Below are 17458 nucleotides of genomic sequence, written 5' to 3' on the forward strand. Positions count from 1 at the left end.
TCTCACAAAAACTAGTTTCTACCTAGCCCTTTATAAATAGGGACATTTTGTCAAGCAACTTTTTTGTAGCTAAAAAATTGGGCTCAGGTATAAAAAGGTATTTAAATATAAGGTTATGTTCCGTTTTCATAAAGAAGGTAAGGCTTCGATTACATTGGTTGGTTTAGTTTGTATTGGTATACTTGCTGCTACTTGGCTATTAATTCCTAGCGACTTATTTTGGCTGCAAATTGTATTGACCTTTGTTGCTTTTGATTTGCTAATCTTTATTTTACAATTCTTTCGTAATCCTATTCGTCAAATCGCCAAACAAGACGATTCTATCATTTATGCTCCCGCAGATGGTAAAATTGTTGTTATTGAAGAAACCACAGAGCATGAATTTTTGAAAGAAAAATGTATTCAAGTTTCTATTTTTATGTCTCCACTTAATGTCCATGTCAATAGAAACCCAATAAGTGGTACGGTTCAATACAGCAAATACCACCCAGGCAAGTTTTTGATGGCTTGGAATCCCAAAGCATCTACAGAAAATGAACGAACAACCGTTGCTTACCAATTAAAAAATGGGCAACAATTGGTTATGCGCCAAATTGCTGGTTTCTTAGCCAGACGTATTGTCAATTATTTAAAAGCAGGGGATCAAGTCAAACAAGGAGAGGATATGGGTTTTATAAAATTGGGGTCAAGAGTTGATTTATTTTTACCATTAGGGACAGAAATTAATGTTAAATTGGACGACATGGTACAAGGTAATTTGTCGGTTATTGGTCATTTAAAATAGGATTAATTGTTTTTTAGCACCTTTATCGATAAAAAAAACGCTACAAAAACAGGATTAACACTCTGACTATCAAAACAAAGAAGCACTAAAAAAAACATATTGAACGCAATCTCTTATAGTTTTGTTAAGTTTAATTCAAATTTGGTATACTTTTAGAAAAAGGGTAAATTGTGTTTTTAAATAACAAGACTATTTAAACTAATGCTTTGTGGATTAGCTACGCTGCGACTTTGTGGTACCTGTGGTGCTACTACGTGGTTTTTAGTTTTTCGATAAAAAACTATCTTACATCAGGTTGATTATTGTTTTAATACGTTGAAAAAACAAAACCTAATTTCAGTAATAATCAACCTAATGTGATTTTTACACGAAGTAATGTTAAACTTAAATCTAACTATAATAATTATGAAAAATCTATTATTGCTTTTGATGTTTGCTTTTGTATCTGTAGGAACATCTTATGCTCAAGGAGCAACCAAAGCTGCTGCAACTAAAGCTGCAACTACCAAAACTTGTTCAAAATCTAAAACAGCTTGTACCAAGTCTAAAACGGCTTGCTCTAAATCAGCTGCTACTGTAAGTACAGCTACTACGACTAAAGCTTGTTGCAAATCTAAAGCTGGTGGAAAAGCTTGTTCTAAGTCTACTGCTGCCAAAGCTACTTCTGTAAATGGAACAACCACTAAAGCTTGTTGCAAATCTAAAGCTGGTGCGACTAAGACTTGTTCTAAAGCTAAAGCAACTAGTGTTAATGCAACTCCTAAAAAAACTGCTGCTGTTGAAAAACGCAGTGCAGCTAAAAGTACAATGGTTGTAGAACAATAATATGCTCTATTACATAGCATTGAAATAAAATTTTTAAAAAATGCCTTTCTCCTTTGAAAGGCATTTTTTATTTTTGTAGAAAAAAAACTATGAAGTTCCAGCTCAATTCCCCCTTCAAACCCACAGGAGACCAACCCCAAGCCATTGAAGAAATCGTAAAAGGAATAAATGCCGACGAAAAATCACAATGCTTACTAGGAGTAACAGGTTCTGGTAAAACGTTTACCATGGCCAATGTCATTGCTAAAACACAGCGCCCTACCATTATATTATCACACAATAAGACCTTAACCGCCCAATTATATGGCGAATTCAAGCAGTTCTTCCCTGATAATGCGGTAGAATACTTTGTTTCTTATTACGATTATTACCAACCAGAAGCTTATGTTGTTTCAACAGGTACTTATATAGAGAAGGACTTGGCTATCAATGAAGAAATAGACAAACTCCGCCTAAGGACAACCTCTCAATTGCTCTCTGGGCGTAGAGATATTATTGTGGTAGCTTCTGTCTCTTGTATTTATGGTTTGGGTAATCCTGATGATTATAAAAATAGTGTTATTCGGCTACAAACTGGACAGGTATTGAGTCGCAATAAATTTTTATACATGCTCGTTGATAGTCTCTATTCTAGAACAGAAGTAGAATTCAGTAGGGGAACATTTCGAGTTCGAGGCGACTCTGTAGATATCAATTTGCCTTATACTGAGGATGGTTTTAGGATTACTTTTTGGGGCGATGAAATCGAAGAAATTGAAAGAATTGAAATTGAATCAGGAAAAAGTATTGAAGCATTAGAAACCATTGCTATTTTTCCTGCCAATCTGTATGTCGCACAAAAAGACAAGATGAAGGACATCATCCATGATATTGAAGATGAACTTCACGGTCAGATTGAGTACTTTAATAATGAACATAAGTACGAAGAAAGCCAAAGAATCCAAGAACGGGTAACACTAGACTTAGAAATGATGCGCCAATTGGGCTACTGTTCGGGCATTGAGAATTATTCTAGGTTTTTTGATGGTCGAAAGGCTGGTGCAAGACCCTTTTGTTTATTGGATTATTTCCCTGACGATTATCTTATGATTATTGATGAGAGTCATGTTACACTGCCTCAATTTAGGGCAATGTATGGCGGTGACCGTGCAAGAACAACCACCTTGGTAGATCATGGATTCCGCTTACCTTCAGCTTATGATAATCGACCACTGAGTTTTAATGAATTTGAAAATCAAATCAATCAAATCTTATTTGTAAGTGCTACTCCTTCTGATTATGAATTGCAGCAAACAGATGGCACAGTAGTAGAGCAAATTATCAGACCAACGGGCTTACTAGATCCTCCTATTGATGTTCGTCCAAGTACCAATCAAATTGATGACTTATTGGAAGAGATTGACAATTGTATCAAATTAGATCAAAGGGTCTTGATTACAACCATTACGAAACGAAGTTCTGAGGAATTAGCCAAGTATTTGTCTCGGCTAAATATCAAATGTCGATATATCCACTCTGAAATCGATACCTTAGAACGAGTAGAAATCCTCAGGGATTTACGATTGGGTGTTTTTGATGTTTTGATTGGTATCAACTTGTTACGAGAAGGGCTTGATTTACCAGAAGTAGCCCTCGTAGCCATTTTAGATGCCGACAAGGAAGGTTTTCTTAGAAACCAACGTTCACTAACCCAAACGGCTGGTCGTGCTGCTCGAAATTCGAATGGTCGTGTTATCATGTATGCCGATAAAGTAACCAAGTCGATGAAGTCTACCATAGATGAGACCGCTCGTCGTCGCTCTATACAAATGGCTTACAATAAAGAACATGGTATCACCCCAACGACCATCAACAAGTCAAAAGAAGAGATCATGCAACAAACCGTTGTTGTTGGCGCTCCAAATTATTTGCAATCGGATGAAGTAGCCAATAATTTAGCTGCCGACCCTGTTGTTCAATATATGAGTGCTGAACAACTGCAAAAATCAATTGAGCAATCTAAAAAGAAAATGCAAAGCGCCTCTAAGGATATGGATTTCCTTACTGCTGCTGAACATCGAGATGAAATGTTAGCTTTAAAACAGTTATATCAAGAGAAATTTGGATAGATTTTCTTAACTTAGTCGAAGAAGTTGTTTAAGATTCGTCTTAAACAACTTCTAACAATCAATTTCTTCCCAGCTATCCGTTTTAGCGATCTGTTTCTACCTCCCTAAAACGATTAGTTACAATTCCCAACAATAACAAAATTGAAAGCATCTTACGCTTTGATTTGAATTGGATTAGATCTCCCCTCTTACTAATTTTGTTTCCCAGTTGAGTGAATCAAAGTAGATTTGTATCTGTTTCAAAAAATATTCCGCCCAAACTTAGATTCATAAAATACCTATTTCCAATAGCGATAACGCTTTTTGCGCACCCTACTTAATGCTTGTACACGAAATTTACGACAATATTCTTTGAATCATTTAATAATGAACAAAGTAGCCAATTTTGAAACATTAGCTAGATATAAACGAATACTATCTTAAGTACTGGAAATAACAACTATTATATATTACTTATAGTTATTTCTTAAGGATATATTTTATATTTTTGCATCTATAAATCAAAAAGTAGGTTCACTCACCTTTGTGAAACTTTGTCATTTTTATAGCATTATATGACTTGCTTTTGGCAAGATTGGGGCCTTCTTTCTTTAGAATATAACATAACTTTATATATATCAACTTGTTTAAAAAATCAAACACTATAAATTTATGAACAAAATAATATCTATACTTCCTTTGTTATTACTATCCTTTTCTCTATTTGCTCAACAAGCTCCTTTTGCAGTTGAAGTCGCAGCTTTTGCAGAACCTGTTCCTGATGGTCACTTTGGCAGCCTTGATAAGGTTTATGAAACATTAGATGCTAATTATATTTATCGCTATTATATTGATGCTGCGACCAAAGAAGAGGCAGAAACTACAAAATCAGCGGTAAAACAAGCTGGTTTTGCAAATGCAAGAATTATTGATTTTAGTTATTTAAAAGAAAACTGCAATACGACTTGCCAATACATCCCTCCTAAAAAAACAGGGAAGACCGTTGCGCCATTTGAATCTATTGCCTCAGAATATAAAGAGATACAAAATGTCCATTGCATATTCTTTGACTTTGACAAAGCGAATATTCGAAAAGATGCACAAATGGAATTAGATCGTTTGATTATGGTTCTAAAACAAAACAAAGACTATCAACTCAATATTTTGGCACATACCGACGCTCGTGGTTCTATCGAATACAACAGAGCTTTATCTTCACGTAGAGCTACTGCTACCCAAAATTATATTATTCAACATGGAATTTCTAAAAGTAGAATTACCAAAAAGACATTTGGGGAATCTACTCCTATTGCATTAAATGAGCTTTCTAATGGAGAAGATACTGAACTCGGTCGTCAATTTAATAGAAGGGTTGAATTTAGAATCTTAGATAAAAATAATAAAGTACTAAATGTTGTTGATAAAATTAGAGTACCAAGTAGTGTTCAAAATTAACAGTTATTGCTTTGTCTAATGAATTAAATCACCCCAATTATATTCCCTTCTTTTGTACTATTATAATGCCACTAAACAACAAAGCTATCTAGTGGCATTACATTCTATTGGTATTAGGTGGTCTATCCTTATCGCAAACCAATAACTTTAAAGTCAGTTCGTCTATTTTGGGCATGTTCACGATCCGAACAACGAACCCCATCCTTACATTTATTCAACAAATTAGACTCTCCATAACCCTTATATTTAAGGCGATATTTATTGATTCCATTTTTGACTAAATAATCATAAACTGCCTTTGCACGTTTCTGAGATAATTCTAAATTATACTTAGAAGAGCCTCTAGAATCGGTATGGGAACGGATTTCAACACTAATTTTATTTGCCTTTAAGAGTTGAATAATCTCTGTAAGCCCTCTAGAGTCTTTCATATCCAACTTATCCTTATTCAGTTCATAATTGATATGATCTACCTTAATCACATCCCCAACTTTAAATCCTTTTTGAGCGATAACCTTAAACTCTGTCCGTCTATTCTTAGCATGTTCGCTATCCGAACAACGAACGCCATCTTTACATTTATTCAATAGTTTAGATTCGCCATAACCTTTGGCGACCAATCGAGCGGCAGAAACACCTTTCTTTTCTAGGTATTTTTTGACCGACTGGGCACGTTTCTCTGACAATTCTTTGTTGTACTTTGAAGAACCCGTAGCATCAGTATGCGCCCCGATCTCAATAACAACATGTGTATGTTCCTTTAGAATTTCTAAGAGCTGTTTTAGGCCTGGTGATTTACGCTCATCAACACTAGACTTACTATGTTCATAAAAAACACTTGCCACCTCAATCACATCTCCAATCGCATAATGTGATTTTCGAGTTGGTTTCCGAGAAGAAGAAGAGGAGGAAGAAGATCGAGAAGAAGATTTAGCTACCGCTTTATGATTGGCAACTGCTAAAGCAACTGCTTCGCTAACAATCTTATCTGCATTAGGAGCTGGTGCAGCATCGTAAGAAATATTAATCACTCCACCCTCATCAATTGAACCAATAGCAAAGAGCTCAATCCTACGGTTTTCTGCTCGTTCTTCACTAGAGCAAGGTACATTATCACTACATTTATTGACTAAAAAGCTTTCTCCATATCCTGTACTCTTGATGCGTTCCTTACGAATCCCCTTAGCAATAAAAAAGTTCGCCAAGGAAGCAGCTCTACTTTTGGACAACGTTAAATTGTTATCAGCAGGCCCCGCAGCATCTGTGTAACCATTAATTTGGATAACAACTTTTGGATTATCCAATAAGCGTTGCAAAATATCAAATAATTGTTTGCTGCTTGTGTTTTGAATGGTTGCATCCCCAGAACGAAAATAGCGATCGTCTAATAAAAACTTATCTCCAATATTTAGGGCTAGAGTTTTACGAGTTGGCAAAACTTGTTTTTGAATCACCTGATAAATATCTTCATTTCCTCTTCCTCCTTCTCTATTAGATGACAAATACCCCACCTTTTTATCTGAATCAAAGACAAAATACATATCGTCTGCTGCGGAGTTGACCTTATTTCCCATATTTTCAACATTGCCCCAGCCATAGCTATAACGATTGGCAGTAAAAACATCCATAGCGCCATAACCATGATGCCAATCGGAAGAGAAATATAAACGTCCTGTTTTATCTACGAATGGAGACATTTCATTTCCTGCCGTATTAATAGGATGCCCTAAATTACTAGGCAAGGTCCAACCCGTTGCAGTTCTATGACTCACATAAATATCATAACCACCGTATCCTCCTGGTTTATTGGAACAAAAGTACAAGGTAGTTCCATTATTTGTCAAACAAGGATGCCCCGTAGAAAAAGGCGTTTTAGTGTCTACTGTTGCATTAAAAGGAAAGAACTGCTCACTATTATGATCCCATTCTTTTTTAGACTTACTATTGTATAAATAAATATCCATCATCAAGCCACTCCCATCTACATGACGAATGCCATCCATAAAATTATTAGAGGTTATGGCAACCATATCTCTAGCTGGCAAGTAACTCATTGGTGCATCATTAATATCATTCCCAATAAAGGAACGCAAAGACTTTGCAGCATCAATTGTTCCTTGATTATCTTTGGTAGCGATATAATGCTGATTAAAAGCATCATTGGTCCAAGCAACCTCTCCCTGTTTTTCGACCGCAACCGATCTAGAAGAACTAAAAATCAAATCATCGTCATATAGTGTTGGCGCAAAATCTGCACTCTTAGAATTTAGCTTGGGCAATGCTTTTACCTCATAAAACTGACTAAGTGGAGCTGCTTTTAAAGCAAAGTCACAAGATTTTGCAAAATGCATTCCCTTTGTATGGTTATTTTTTATAGATGCATTAAACCATTTCTTAGCTTCTGCATATTTAGCGCTCATTTTGAGTATTTGCCCATAATCAAAGGCATATTGCTGATAACCATCATATCTTAAGATCCTAGCATACCATGTTGCCGCTTTGGCGATGTTGTTGGTATAATAATAACAATGAGCAAGATTAACCATAGCGTCTCCTAAATAAGGATCTTTAGCAAGGGCTTGCTCATACAATGGAATCGCCTCCTTAAATAAAAAGGCTTTATAATGGGTATTAGCTTGCGCTAGTTCATTGTGTTGCGCATGAGCATAGATCCCTGTAAACAAAAAAAGTACAAGTAGATAATATTTTTTATTCATGATAAAGTAGCAAATAAGAGACGTTCTTTTAAAGGTAGAAAAATGACAATAATTTGGGTTTAAATTATGCAATCGTTATTTCAATTCTGCTTAGTTACTTAAGTAGCAAAATCAACAATGTTCTAAAGAAGTCTTATCGTTCTCGTTTTAAGCCGTAATCTGTCTAAAATTTATATGGAATACAAAAGTCATCCTCGAAATAAATTCGGGATGACTTCAGATGATATGATTAACTACCTATTCTCAAAAAGAACCAGTAGATTTTGGCATCGCTATATTTTTGGTAAATGTTTTGGACAAACGCAATCCCTTGGTAGAGAATGTTTGTGTATTGGTAAAAAAGCCTTCTCGCTCTACTTTCAACACATAAGAACAATCTTTAGATAAAGTCATTGAGTATCTTCCGTCATGTGAAATAGGAATTACAACTTGCTCTTCACCACAACCATTAATTAGTGTAATTGTGGCATCTATAATTGGTTCATTATTATACGCTTTTTTGATCACTCCCTCTACTTTAAACTCTGCTTCTTTTAATTTTAAAGGCACATTAATAAAAAGTTCTGAACCAGGAACATACCCCACTGTTGAAATGTCTTTTTCTGTATCTGTAAATTGCTCGGAGGTCAACATCAACTTGCAATTGCGCTCTAACGGTAGTGGAGCATAAATAAGACCATCGATATTAGTGACCCATTTTTGGTTTTTAGGAAGGCATTCACTTTGTATTTCTACCCCTGCAACGCCTTGCCCTGTTGACTTATCAAATACTAAAATTTGAGACTCTAGTGCAACTCGTTTAAAGTAATAAATATCCATCTTTCTTTTAGGAACTCTATTAGAGGCAAAATAACCATAAGTCCCTGAAGAATCCATAATATAAGAAATTTCATCCTTCTCAGAATTTAAGGGAGCGCCTAAATTGGTAACAGGCGACCATCTACCACCCGTTTGGTTCGAATAATAAATATCAAAACCTCCAATTCCAGTTTGCCCATCCGAGGAAAAATATAAGTTTTCATCCAATCCAAAAAATGGATACACTTCATCCCCCTCTGTATTTATTTCTGGTCCCAAATTCATAGGTTTAGACCATTCTCCATTTTCATTATAACTTACGTACAAATCAAAACCTCCAAAACCTCCAGGAATGTCTGAAGCAAAAAACATTTTGTCTCCATCTGGTGTAACAGATGGATGGGCAACCGAATACTCTCTACTATTTATTCCCAATTTTAGATTAGGTTTAGTCCATTGTTCACCAACTCGTTTGCTAGAAGCAATTTGAGTATTCAAGATGTTTGCTCTGCGATTTGATTTTTTATCATTCGTACCATAAACTGTATAATAAGCCGTTTGCTGAATACCATCTAAACGGATTGGTCCATCGTGGTAATTCATATTCAATTCATTACTAAACAAAGATGGAATGCCATATTGAAATTCTTTGGTATCCTTGTCTTTCATAGTCGCTGTTATAAAGTACGATTGGATAAATGGTTTATACAACCATGAACCTCTATAACTAGATACTTTTGTTGTATCTCTGTCAGAACTAAACAAAACCCCTTTTCCAAAAAACACAGCTCCAAAGTCATCATAAGGAGTATTGATATTAGGAACAACTTCAACATCGTACAAAGCCCCTGCATTTAGCAAATCTTTATGCACTTCAGGCTTGCAAGCAATCAACATATTATGACCACGCAATTGAGCGCTTTCCATTTCTCTAAATTTGGTAAATTGGCTTTCTGCTTCTTCAAATTTATCATTGGCCATCAAAGACAAACCATAATAATAAAAAATTTCAGAAGGTGCTTCAGGGTGTTCTGCTGCTTTGGCATACCACTGCCCCGCCTTTAGATAGTTTCCTATTTTTCGATAACAATTGGGTAATGCAAAAAGAGCTGCTGGTTTAGTTTCTTTCTTTAATGCCTGCTCGTAGAGATCAATAGCCTCTTGGAAATCAAGCTCTTTGTATTTTTTGTTGGCTTTATTGATGAGCGCATCAGCAGTTTGTGCTGATAACTGGCTGACTGACATACAAAGTATCAAAAGCACGACAATATGTGAATGTAATTTCATCTATATTGGCTTTATTATTATTGATTGTTTGAAAATTATATAAAAGTATAGTTGTTTTTGTTAAAACAAAATACAAAACTAACTAGGAATGAGCAACTATTATACCTTAATTGAGTCAAGGCAGTATGGTTCTATGCAAAGATAGTTTGTTTTATTCTGAAATAACAATCTAAAGATAATAAAATCATTGAGTAGTCTTGTTTAAGCTCTAAAAGGTTAATTTAGGTAAACAAATCGCTCTTAAAATAAAGAATTACAGGTTTTTCAAGCCCAAAACAATATTTTATTGTTTTCTTCCTTATAAAAAAAAGCTTAACAATCCTTCCTAAAAGAAGCTGTCCCAAATAGCCCTTACTTTAGAGTTATTTTTAACAGAATATTAATAATTTTGTAAGGTTTGTTTCAGAAATTGTGCCGCTATATGGGTTGTGGTAGGCATAAAAAAAAGCCTCTTTTGAAAAGTCAAAAGAAGCTTTAGATGTGATCCCGCTGGGATTCGAACCCAGGACCCTTTGATTAAAAGTCAAATGCTCTACCAACTGAGCTACGGAATCTACCTGCATTAAGGTTATTTCAAGCAAAAATTTATTTTTTAAAAAGTTGTGATCCCGCTGGGATTCGAACCCAGGACCCTTTGATTAAAAGTCAAATGCTCTACCAACTGAGCTACGGAATCTACCTTTTGCTTTAATGTTATTCCCTCAAAGCGGTTGCAAATATACCGATATTTTAAACAACTGCAAATTTTTATAGTTTTTTTTTCAAAAAAAAACACTTTCTTCAAGAAAAAGAAAAGCACTTAGGTGCTAATACTTCTATCTCCTCCTTCCCCCCACCAACACAGTGCACTAATAATCAAAAGATTGCACTTTAAGGCAATAAAACAGAACAAATCTATTTAAGTCAAAAAAAAACTGCAACTTATTTCAAAGAATAATTCGTTGCAGTTTTTTAAATTTCTAATAAGCCTCACCATATAAGTGAAACAGCTTAGATCATTTCTTTGCATTCCAATCACAGTTGAAACGCAAAGAAAAAATACATCCAGGCTTCAATTTATTTAATCACTAAGCCCTTTGCCAACAACTTATACTCTGAAACAGGCTCTGTAATTTTAGCAATTTCCTCAGCAGATTGACCTTCATCTTCTGCAAAATGACGTAACTCATCAACGGTAGTAACAGATTTATAAGCATTGCCATCGACAACCACTGTTTTACCTACCATATCAACAGGAACTAAGAATTCATGATTCGTTGCAATAAAAATTTCTTTCCCATCAGCAGTTGCCATTTTTAACCAACATCCTGCCTTTTTGCAAACCTCTGAAACCTCTCCTTCTACCTTAGTAGCTATTGCTTTCACTATATTCCCTTTCCCTAAGTCTAAGTCTTCAGCTCCTTCTCCTCCATCTACTTTTGCTAATACATCAGCCAAAGCAATTCCACCATCAGGGGTTATTTCTGCTCCATAATGAATTCCATCTCCTTCTGTTACTGTACCGTGATCGTGGTCATGATCGTGATCGTGCCCAGCATGGTCGTGGTCGTGTCCCTCATGATCGTGTCCAGCATGGTCGTGGTCATGGTGTTCGTGATTATCGTGCTTATCTCCTGTAGCAGTGCTATCACTCGTACAAGCAGCAAAAGTATAAGCTAGTACTATTAAATACAATATGCGTAACATAATTTCTAGTTTTATTAAAATAATAGTTATTTTTTTAGATTAAATCTAACTTCCATCATTTGCAAATATAACAAGAAAATCACAAAAAGAATGTACCTTTTTATACTGAAAAGATTTAATAGAATACAAGACAACAATAAATAGATGGGCGCATGAGTTGAACCACTCCCTCCTGTTCTTTTAAAGAGATAATATGCAGCCGTTTTATTATCTACAACTTACAAATTCAACAACTCCTCCAACAAATGCTCTCTTCGACTCTTAGATACTGCAATATTTTGACCATCCTGCATAACAACAGAACTCGGTCGAGTTTTAATTAATTTGGAAACAAATTTAGGATTAATCAAAGAAGAACGATGCACTCTCAAAAAGCCAAAACCTTCCAATAAATCGGAGTATTCTTTTATTGTTTTTGATACCCAGTATTTCTTGCCATCCACGACAGCAAAAGCAGTATAACTTTTCTCTGCCTGACAATACATGATATTTTCTATATCAATAAATACATAGCCCTCTCCACTTGGCAAAACAATTCGTTTGGACTGAGTAGTTTGTTGTTCGGCTGCAAATTGATACCTCAAAGCCTGATTAATATAGGCTTGGTGCTTTTTATCTCTATAGCTATTTAAAGCATTTCTCAATTCTTTTAAATCAATTGGTTTCAATAAATAGTCTAAAGCCGATAAACGTAAAGCATTGATAGCATATTGATCGTAAGCTGTTGTGAAGATAACCTCAAAGTCAACTTTATCAAAATACTTAAATAATGACAAGCCTTTTTCGTTAGGCATCTCTATATCCAAAAAGACCAAATCGGGTAACAGCTTTTTGATACAAGCCACTCCATCTTTTACATTACTTGCCTCTCCTATAATGTGTACATCTTGACAATAATCCTCTAACAAGGTAATCAACATTTCACGAGCTTGTGGCTCGTCCTCTATAATAATAGCTCTAATTTTTTGCATTGTTTAATTGGTTTAGTTTTTTAATGTATTGTTCCAATCCTCTACAGACAATATCAACCATCAAAAGCATTATAGGTCAACAAAAGGAATCCAAAGTTCCACTTTTGTTCCTAAGGCTTTGCCTGCTTTATCTTTTAAATCGGTTATTTTTATATTGTTGTGGGGGTGCGACTGATTCATTATGCTTTCTTGCAAGATTTTTAAGCGCTCCTGAGTTGTGGTCAACCCCGATGAACGAGCTGGCTCTTGCTTCTTTTTTGCCTGTCGCCCTACTCCATTGTCTTCTACACTGACATAAAGATAGCGACCTTCTTCCTTGAGTACAATACTTAACTGACGATTGGTTGTTTTATGAAATAAGCCATGTTTAAAGCTATTTTCTATAATTGGTTGGATTAACAAGGGAGGAATCGCATAATCCCCATCCAATAATTCTTCCTCTACTTCAAAACTAATGTCAATCTGATTTTCAAAACGAATCTGTTCTAAACTCAAATAATTATTCAGAAATTCTTCTACCTGTTCAATAGGGATCGCCTTTTTGCTAGAATACTGAAAGATTTTGCGCAACAATTTGGCAAAGTTAGATTGTAGCTCCATGGCTAGTTCGTTCTTTTTTTGCAGCCACAAATTTTGCACAGCGGTTAATACATTAAAGATAAAATGGGGGTTCATTTGGGATTGTAACGCCTCCATTTTTAAGACATTGACCAAGTTTTGTTGCCTTTCTTCTTTCTGTTTTTGGCGAACCCTAAATAGTACTACGCCAACAATCATCAATGTCCCCAACAAATAGAGCGCCCCCTGAAACCACCACGTTTGCCAATAAGGAGGAGCAATTACAAATTCAACCCTCGCCACCTCCTTGCTTACCACACCATCTTCATTTAACACCTTTACTTCAAACGTATAGTTTTTGGGCTCCAACTGAGGAAAACGCATCAGATCAACTGCGCTGGATTGTGTTATCCAACTACTGTCCACTCCAAGCATTCTGTATTGATACTTAAATTTGCCTCGGCTTCGATAAGCTACTCCCTCTACATAAATAACTAAATTATTTTGGGTATAATCCAGCTCATAAGAAGGATGTAGGGTCGTATCTACCTCGTGAATGGCTATTCGCTTGATATAAACCAAGGGTGGAGTTGTATTCTCACTTGGCAATTGAGTATCAAGTGAAACCAAGCCCTTTGAAGTATTTAACCAAACCTTATCATTCACGATTTCTAAATCCTTTATCTCTAATGTTGGCAAGCCGTCTTCTAAGGTGTAAATATGGTTTTCTTTTGTTTTTATATTAAAAGATTGAAGCCCGCTTGCTGTTAACAACCATAAAATGTCTCCAGCAGCTTTTGCTCGTTTTACTTTATTACTGATTAAGCCATCTTTAGTTGTAAAATGATGGATAACTTTCAAATCTTTGTCCAAACCATAAACACCTTTATTGATTGTACACCCCCAAATAACGCCTTCCTTAGATCGACTTAGATAGGTCGCTTGAATCGCTTGTTTATCGTTACTTAAGATAGGAAATCCTCCCCCTTGTTCGGGGTAACACATCAAGGTATCGACCCATGCAGCTAAAAAACGATCCTGCTCTTCATCTACCAGAATCCAATTGCTTCGCTTTCTTGCTATTCTTCTGGAATGCCTTCGCTTTCCTTGATGTAACCATTCTATTTCCCGCATAGCAGGAAAGTGCTTTCCAATCACAGCACGACATCTATCTCTAAAATTAACCATCGAAACACCTTCCTTTCCTCCTGAATAAACAAAGGTAGAATCTTTATAAAAATTCACATTTTGCCAAGTACTACACCCAACATTCTGTATTACATTTATTGCTTTTGTTTCTAAATCAACCTCTAGTACTCGTAACGAAGAGACAATCAATAGCTTATTTTCAAAATATTTGACACACTTAATTGTCTCCCCCAAAGAATCGCCCAAATAAGAAGTCCATTGATTGGAAGGACTATTGTAGATCCAAAACACACCATTAGAAGTTCCCACTAATAAATTATCCTGAGGTCCTTTCTCTAGATAGGTAATCTCTGTTTCTTTTAATGCTTCTATAGGGTAAACATTTAACAACCATTGAGGTAGGATATATACCCCATTACTCAAACTGCTTACCCAATAATTCCCCTCATGATCGACTAAAAAGTCTGAGACTCCCTCATTGGGAAACAGCCTCATGCTCCCCTCTATCTCTCCTATAGACGCTGAGTCAATAATTTTAAAAGCCCCATGATTAGAAGTCAACTGCCAAAGGCTACCATCTGCTAACTCTCGGCAATAAATAAATTCTTGTCTTGCTATTTTTTCTACCTTTATTAATCGTTCAAAAAAGGGCGACTCTTCATTTTTATTATACCTAAAGAATGAATAACCACGCCTATTGTATAAAAAAGGAGGGTATTGAGAAAGACATAAAGCCCCTTCATACTCTAACAACATCGTCAGAACTAAAGATGCTCTATAACGGGTCTGTTGAATTGAGACCAATAAGTTTTTTTCTAAATTATCACAAGGCAATAAATGGAGGCTATCTTCTTTTAAGGCAAATATTCCTGAAGTTGCAGATACTACCAAACCTTCCTCCTTAAACAGCCCCATATCATAAATCTGTTTTTTAAGATACTCTCCCTCCTCACTAGAAAATGGAACAAAATAAGTATCCCAAATTTGATTTTTCAGATCATATTTAAAAATACCACTGCCTTTTTTAGAATTACCTGCTACATATAAAGTGGTATTGCTTACAACCAAATGCTCTACTCTAGTTATTCCTGATGCCTCCATTGGCTCAAAATAATGCATACTATCCTCCTCCACATAAAAGATTTGATTCTTAAAATTTCGCAACCAAATTCGACCTTCATTATCTTCTTGCAGTGCAGATACTGCCTCCCCTAACTCCTTTTCATTGTGATAATAAAAGAATTTCCTACCATTGTATTTACACAGCCCCTTATCGGTTCCCATCCACATATACCCCTTGCTATCCTGATACAAATCATAGACCTCTAAACTCGGTAATCCATCCTCGACTGTTAAGTTCCAAGCATAGGGGTGTTGAGCCTGTAGATACAGACCAGTCAACATTAATAAAATAAATAAGTTACAGCACATTATCCATTGCTTGCCCAAACTTATACACATAGCATATATTTTAAATATGAGGAAACAAGATAAACATGTCTGCTGAAGCAAACAAGTCCATCTAATAATTGCTTCATTTTTCTAGTTGAAAGGAACAAATAAGTTAATTAATGGACATTTAAACAAAAAGGCGACTCTTCACAAAATGGTGAATAGCCGCCTCTATTTCTAAGAAATTTAGGTAAAACTTCTGTTTTTCAACAAGTGTTATTGCCTATACCGCAACATTAAAATCACGCAAAGCATCATTTAAAGACGTTTTTTTATTGGTGCTTTCTTTTCGTTGCCCAATAATTAACGCACAAGATACTTGGTATTCCCCTGCTGGAAACTTTTTGGTATAACTTCCAGGAATAACAACAGAACGAGCAGGTACACGCCCTTTGTATGTAATTGGTTCTGGACCTGACACATCAATAATTTTAGTAGATTGGGTAATCGTTACATTAGCCCCCAACACTGCTTCTTTTTCTATTCTTACTCCCTCTACAACAATACAACGAGAGCCAATAAAACAATTGTCCTCAATAATTACAGGTGCAGCTTGCAAAGGCTCCAAAACACCACCAATACCAACTCCACCACTCAAATGCACATTTTTGCCAATTTGAGCACAAGAACCAACCGTAGCCCAAGTGTCTACCATTGTTCCAGAATCAACATAAGCACCAATATTGACATAACTCGGCATCATAATTACACCTGGCGCAACAAAAGCACCATGGCGAGCAATGGCATGAGGAACAACACGTACCCCCAATTCAGCATAGTTCTTTTTTAGTGGAATTTTGTCGTGAAATTCAAAGGGAGGCAATTCTATCGTTTCCATTTTTTGAATAGGAAAGTACATAACAACTGCTTTCTTCACCCATTCATTCACTTTCCATCCTTCTTCAGTAGGTTCAGCTACTCGCAATTCGCCACTGTCCAATAAATTAATAACTTCTCGAATTTGTGCTTGAGTAGAAGCCTCTTTTAATAATTCTCTATTTTCCCAAGCGTTTTCAATTGATTTAATTAGTGTGTTCTCCATCTTATTATTTTTTGTTCTCTGATTATTAGATAACCTTGTCATTGACTTTTTGCCCTATCAATCACCCAGTACACTCTTCCAAAGAATCTTTCTAATTTAAAACCTTAACAATCTTATTAAAAATTACTTATTTTCTAGATTTTTCAAAATTTCAGCAGGCAATAACTGTTGTAAAACTTCAGGGTGTTTCTTTAAAAAATAATACCAATAATAACTTCCAAAGAAAACAATGGTTTGCCCAAATTGGCTAGGTTCATGAAAATGGATGGTTACCTTATTCCAAAAAAGCATTTTGCTCTCTTCTACCCTAGCAATACTATCATAAGTATACTGGAATGACTTTCTAAAATTAGATACATAGAGTTTTTCTGCATCCATAGCCACCCACTTAATAGGCGAAAACATTAGGTAGTAAATTCCTGCGGTAGACAAGACAAAAGAAACCATCATTAGCCTTGCTGTGGTCGGAGTAAAAGGTTCTCCAATATTGTCTAAAGGGGTAAAAAATAAAACGATGGTCAACCCTCCAAAAAAACAAAACCAAAAAGTAGGAAGAAGAAGTTTTAAAGTAAGTGTCCACTGAGAAGACACGACTTGCATTTTTGTCATATTCTGTATGATTTTTATTCTCTTAATTGCAATAATAC

At 35.6% G+C, this 17458-nt stretch carries 11 protein-coding genes and 2 tRNA genes; 4 read left to right on the forward strand and 9 right to left on the reverse strand.

The annotated features are described in order from the left end of the window. Positions 1-115 precede the first annotated feature (115 nt). The 4 genes from AsAng_RS22140 (at position 116) to AsAng_RS22155 (ending at position 5151) form a co-directional block, all read left to right on the forward strand. On the forward strand, positions 116-784 hold the full coding sequence (locus tag AsAng_RS22140; protein WP_264789288.1) for a phosphatidylserine decarboxylase family protein: 669 nt from the start codon (positions 116-118) through the stop codon (positions 782-784). Positions 785-1189: 405 nt separating this feature from the next. Then, positions 1190-1609, forward strand: coding sequence for a hypothetical protein (locus tag AsAng_RS22145; protein ID WP_264789289.1), 420 nt, complete (start codon positions 1190-1192; stop codon positions 1607-1609). 89 nt (positions 1610-1698) lie between these two features. Then, a complete protein-coding gene (gene uvrB / locus AsAng_RS22150) occupies positions 1699-3717 on the forward strand; it encodes an excinuclease ABC subunit UvrB (RefSeq protein WP_264789290.1) in 2019 nt (672 codons plus the stop codon). Between the two features lie 651 nt (positions 3718-4368). Continuing rightward, positions 4369-5151 (forward strand): OmpA family protein, encoded by a 783-nt coding sequence (locus AsAng_RS22155; protein ID WP_264789291.1) that lies wholly within the window; start codon positions 4369-4371, stop codon positions 5149-5151. Positions 5152-5279: 128 nt separating this feature from the next. Here the strand turns inward: AsAng_RS22155 and AsAng_RS22160 are convergent, their stop codons facing one another. The 9 genes from AsAng_RS22160 to AsAng_RS22200 all read right to left on the reverse strand — a co-directional run bounded on the left by AsAng_RS22160 (position 5280) and on the right by AsAng_RS22200 (position 17420). Further along, a complete protein-coding gene (locus tag AsAng_RS22160; protein WP_264789292.1) occupies positions 5280-7868 on the reverse strand; it encodes an OmpA family protein in 2589 nt (862 codons plus the stop codon). Positions 7869-8111: 243 nt separating this feature from the next. Continuing rightward, entirely contained in the window at positions 8112-9953 is a 1842-nt protein-coding gene (locus AsAng_RS22165; RefSeq protein WP_264789293.1) for a flagellar motor protein MotB, read from the reverse strand. Between the two features lie 481 nt (positions 9954-10434). Further along, positions 10435-10507 (reverse strand) — tRNA-Lys (locus AsAng_RS22170). Positions 10508-10556: 49 nt separating this feature from the next. Continuing rightward, a tRNA-Lys gene (locus AsAng_RS22175) sits at positions 10557-10629 on the reverse strand. 380 nt (positions 10630-11009) lie between these two features. After that, a complete protein-coding gene (locus AsAng_RS22180) occupies positions 11010-11639 on the reverse strand; it encodes a DUF4920 domain-containing protein (RefSeq protein WP_264789294.1) in 630 nt (209 codons plus the stop codon). A 218-nt stretch (positions 11640-11857) separates the two neighbouring features. Next, positions 11858-12610, reverse strand: a complete 753-nt coding sequence (locus tag AsAng_RS22185) for a LytR/AlgR family response regulator transcription factor (protein ID WP_264789295.1) — start codon at positions 12608-12610, stop codon at positions 11858-11860. Between the two features lie 69 nt (positions 12611-12679). After that, positions 12680-15778, reverse strand: coding sequence for a sensor histidine kinase (locus tag AsAng_RS22190; protein WP_264789296.1), 3099 nt, complete (start codon positions 15776-15778; stop codon positions 12680-12682). A gap of 214 nt (positions 15779-15992) precedes the next feature. After that, on the reverse strand, positions 15993-16811 hold the full coding sequence (locus AsAng_RS22195; protein ID WP_264789297.1) for a 2,3,4,5-tetrahydropyridine-2,6-dicarboxylate N-succinyltransferase: 819 nt from the start codon (positions 16809-16811) through the stop codon (positions 15993-15995). Between the two features lie 123 nt (positions 16812-16934). Next, positions 16935-17420 carry a hypothetical protein gene (locus tag AsAng_RS22200; RefSeq protein ID WP_264789298.1) on the reverse strand — a complete coding sequence of 162 codons (486 nt, stop codon included), beginning with the start codon at positions 17418-17420 and terminating at the stop codon, positions 16935-16937. Positions 17421-17458 lie beyond the last annotated feature (38 nt).

Origin of the sequence: Aureispira anguillae (assembly GCF_026000115.1) — a bacterium.
GTDB classification, from domain to species: Bacteria; Bacteroidota; Bacteroidia; order Chitinophagales; family Saprospiraceae; genus Aureispira; species Aureispira anguillae.

What these genes read in the sequence shown, in the direction of transcription:
- AsAng_RS22190 (WP_264789296.1), bottom strand. Translation starts at nt 15,778, where the DNA reads ATGTGTATAAGTTTGGGCAAGCAATGGATAATGTGCTGTAACTTATTT.
- AsAng_RS22165 (WP_264789293.1), bottom strand. Translation starts at nt 9,953, where the DNA reads ATGAAATTACATTCACATATTGTCGTGCTTTTGATACTTTGTATGTCA.
- AsAng_RS22200 (WP_264789298.1), bottom strand. Translation starts at nt 17,420, where the DNA reads ATGACAAAAATGCAAGTCGTGTCTTCTCAGTGGACACTTACTTTAAAA.
- AsAng_RS22195 (WP_264789297.1), bottom strand. Translation starts at nt 16,811, where the DNA reads ATGGAGAACACACTAATTAAATCAATTGAAAACGCTTGGGAAAATAGA.
- AsAng_RS22180 (WP_264789294.1), bottom strand. Translation starts at nt 11,639, where the DNA reads ATGTTACGCATATTGTATTTAATAGTACTAGCTTATACTTTTGCTGCT.
- AsAng_RS22140 (WP_264789288.1), top strand. Translation starts at nt 116, where the DNA reads ATGTTCCGTTTTCATAAAGAAGGTAAGGCTTCGATTACATTGGTTGGT.
- AsAng_RS22160 (WP_264789292.1), bottom strand. Translation starts at nt 7,868, where the DNA reads ATGAATAAAAAATATTATCTACTTGTACTTTTTTTGTTTACAGGGATC.
- AsAng_RS22185 (WP_264789295.1), bottom strand. Translation starts at nt 12,610, where the DNA reads ATGCAAAAAATTAGAGCTATTATTATAGAGGACGAGCCACAAGCTCGT.
- AsAng_RS22155 (WP_264789291.1), top strand. Translation starts at nt 4,369, where the DNA reads ATGAACAAAATAATATCTATACTTCCTTTGTTATTACTATCCTTTTCT.
- uvrB (WP_264789290.1), top strand. Translation starts at nt 1,699, where the DNA reads ATGAAGTTCCAGCTCAATTCCCCCTTCAAACCCACAGGAGACCAACCC.
- AsAng_RS22145 (WP_264789289.1), top strand. Translation starts at nt 1,190, where the DNA reads ATGAAAAATCTATTATTGCTTTTGATGTTTGCTTTTGTATCTGTAGGA.